This window comes from Selenomonadales bacterium (genome assembly GCA_017442105.1).
Lineage (GTDB): Bacteria > Bacillota > Negativicutes > RGIG982 > RGIG982 > RGIG982.
Map to the genome: position 1 here is coordinate 1 of JAFSAX010000185.1, position 2,741 is coordinate 2,741.

The window sequence follows — 2,741 nt, forward strand, 5'->3', positions numbered from 1 at the left end:
AAAAACGGTATAATAAAAGTGTTGTTTAGGAGGAACGTATGCAGATTATTCAATATTGGCAGTTATTAAAACCGTTTTTTAAAGTACAATATCCAATCTTTGTTGGTGGCATACTGTTTTTGATCGTTTCTGATCTTTTGCAGACACAGCTTCCGCGTCTTATCGGTGTAGCAGTCGATGAGGTCATGTCCGAACGGTCGTTATGGCATAGTCTCGGATATCTTTTGATGGTAGGAGTTGGTATGGCAATCACGCGGTATGGATATCGTAGTTTTGTTTTGATCGGGATTCGCAGGCTTGATTTTTATCTTCGGGAAAAGATATATGTTCATGCGCTTCGGTGCCCGCTCGCCTATTTTGAAGAACATGGGCCGGGAAAGGTGCTTGCGCTCATCAGCAATGATATTTTGGCGGTGCGCAATGCGCTCGGTGTCGGACTTATCATCTTTCTGGATGTCATACTGGTCGGTGCTATTTCATTTTATATGATGGCTGAGATGCTCGATGTGTTTTTGACAATGCTTTCAATGGTTCCGCTGGCTGTTATGCTGGTGTTCGTCACTCTCCGTAGTCGAATGATACATACGCGATTTCAAGCCGTTCAAGCACAGTATAGTGATCTTACTTCGATGGTACAAGAAATGCTCAGTGGTAATCGTGTTATTAAGGCATTTGCGATAGAGGACAGTTCGTTTGAGCGGTTTTCAAAAGTCAGCTACGAGGCATATGAGAAAAATATGGCACTTGCTAAAGTGCAGTCGTTCTTTGTACCAATTACACAACTTCTGCCTCTTATAGGATATCTGGTCGCGTTGTATTACGGTGGGCAGTATATCATGGCAGGGGATATGACGATCGGTGAATTTACTGCATTTATCGGATATTTGGGTATGCTCATCATGCCGATCAGTGGTCTTGGGTTCCTTATCAATATGGTTCAGCGCGGTGCTGCATCGATGGATCGGATTCTTGATTTTTTGGCAGAACCGCAAGATGAAGCAGATATTTTTGTAGGCAGAGATGTACAAGGAACGGCACTCGAAGTGAGAAACTTATCTTTTCGTTATCCGAAAGGGGAAGAAGATTGTCTGAAAGATATTTCGTTTTCGGTAGAGGCGGGCGGTTTCGTCGGCATCGTCGGTATGACGGGATCAGGCAAGTCAACGCTTTTGAGATTGCTATTGAAATTGTATCCGGTCGAACGCGGTACGATCTCTATAGGCGGAGATGATATTACAGTACTCGATACGCATCAGCTTCGTCAGATGATAGGCTATGTTCCGCAAGACAGTATGCTGTTCTCGCGGTCGATCCGCGATAATATTGATTTTGCGCAGAGTGGTGCGCAGGATAAGATCGGAGATATCCTTCGCATGACAACGCTTGATTCTTGTATAGCTGAGAAAGAAGATGGTCTTGATACGCTTCTCGGCGAAAAAGGACATCGTTTGTCTGGCGGACAGAAACAGCGTGTTGCGCTTGCGCGTGCGTTGATCAAACAGCCGAGGATATTACTCTTGGATGATGTGTTTTCGGCACTTGATTATCAGACGCAAAAAATGATACTTTCCCGTATGCAAGAGATCACGGCAGGGCGCACGGTACTGCTTGTGTCGCAGAGAATTGTCGCTGTAGAAAAAGCTGATTTGATCTTGGTAATGGAAAATGGAGAGATCGTTGAGCGAGGATCGCATGAGTCGCTCTTGGCGCAAAAAGGTCTTTACTATCACCTCCATACTCGTCAGTCGATGAAGGAAGGAGGCGAGTGCAATGACAAATAACAGAAGTGCTGCGCTTAATATCGGGAACGTAGGTCGCCTCTTGATGCGATTTGCCAAGCCGTCACGATATCTTTTCCTTCTTGCAGGCGTATTGATGCTGACTGCAACCTTGCTTGACCTTCTTCGTCCGTACTTGCTCAAGGTCGCGATCGACGATGCTGTTATGCAGGGTGATATGATGAGCCTCTACCATATCATCGGCATATATTTTGCTTCGCTTATCGGAAGTGGTATTGTTATCTATGCGCAGACGATGGTGCTGCAGCACGTTGGGCAGAAGATCATTCATCAAATGCGCGAGCGTGTATTGAAGCGTATCTTGTCAGAGCCGTATGATAGTCTGCAAAGAAAGTCGGTCGGTGCGATGCTGACGAATGTGACGAACGATACAGAAGCTGTCAAAGAACTGTATACAGGTGTTTTGGTCGCGTCGATCTGTGATGTATTGATCGTAGTCGGTATCTTGATCGCGATGCTCGTTATGAATTGGCAGTTGGCTATATTTGTCTTAATCATGATGCCGATCATATTGTGGGGCATTGAATGGTATAAACAATATAGCCGCAGTGTGTATCGTGTACTTCGCGAGAAAAATGCACAAGTAAATATATATCTGCAGGAAAGCCTGCAGGGAATTACTATCGTAAAAGCATTTTCGCGACTAAAGCAAAGTGAAGATGAGTTCCAAGCAGTCAGTCGGGATTATCTGGACGCAGGTGTGCGAGAGATCAAGGTGACTGTTCTGTTCCGTCCGATGATTGACTTGTTCGCTATCCTTGCTATCGTGTCGGTTCTCGTGATGAGTGAGATGGTGACGATGGCAGGCGGACTGGAGATCGGTGTTATCGTTGCTTTTATCCGTTATACGGAAAAATTGTTCTTTCCGATCAAAGACCTTGCGGAAAAATACAATCTCCTGCAGTCTGCATTGGCGGCGGCAGAACGTATCTATCATTTATT

The 2,741-nt window shown here is 45.2% G+C and carries 2 protein-coding genes; both read left to right on the forward strand.

Features of this window, described 5'->3' with window-relative positions; genetic code table 11:
• Positions 1 to 38: 38 nt before the first annotated feature.
• Positions 39 to 1,781, forward strand: a complete 1,743-nt coding sequence (locus IJN28_07370; GenBank protein ID MBQ6713586.1) for an ABC transporter ATP-binding protein — start codon at positions 39 to 41, stop codon at positions 1,779 to 1,781.
• Positions 1,771 to 2,741, forward strand: a 971-nt coding sequence (locus tag IJN28_07375) for an ABC transporter ATP-binding protein (protein MBQ6713587.1), incomplete at its 3' end; no start/stop codon positions are given. The genes IJN28_07370 and IJN28_07375, both read left to right, overlap by 11 nt.

Coding starts and splice junctions, on each gene's coding strand:
- IJN28_07370 (MBQ6713586.1), top strand. CDS start 39: ATGCAGATTATTCAATATTGGCAGTTATTAAAACCGTTTTTTAAAGTA.